The following is a 252-nucleotide window of genomic DNA, read 5'->3' as shown; positions in this document are numbered from 1 at the left end:
CACTGTTGGTATCGTCTTCGTTGATTGCCGTCAGGTTCAGGCTGGCACTGGTGTTGACCACCGGCGCATCATTGACCGCATTAACCAGAATGCCAACAGGGGCCGTTTCAGTACTGAATGCTGTAGTACCGCCATTAGTAGTGGTGTCGGCATAGTCGCCAACGGCACCGGCTGATTTATCCCAGGCCCTGACAGTAAACGTTGCTGCACCGTTAAAGTCAGCATTGGGCACAAAGCGCACCTGGTTACTGG

General features: G+C 54.0%; 1 protein-coding gene. It reads right to left on the bottom strand.

Annotated elements, in window-relative coordinates; genetic code table 11:
* Positions 1-252 (bottom strand): hypothetical protein (locus tag AK963_RS34665; RefSeq protein ID WP_202969995.1); only part of this gene is annotated, 252 nt, incomplete at both ends.

Origin of the sequence: Endozoicomonas atrinae, from assembly GCF_001647025.1 — a bacterium.
GTDB lineage: Bacteria > Pseudomonadota > Gammaproteobacteria > Pseudomonadales > Endozoicomonadaceae > Endozoicomonas > Endozoicomonas atrinae.
The sequence above is the reverse complement of the archived record's forward strand: the minus strand, read 5'-3'. Positions and strand labels throughout refer to the sequence as shown.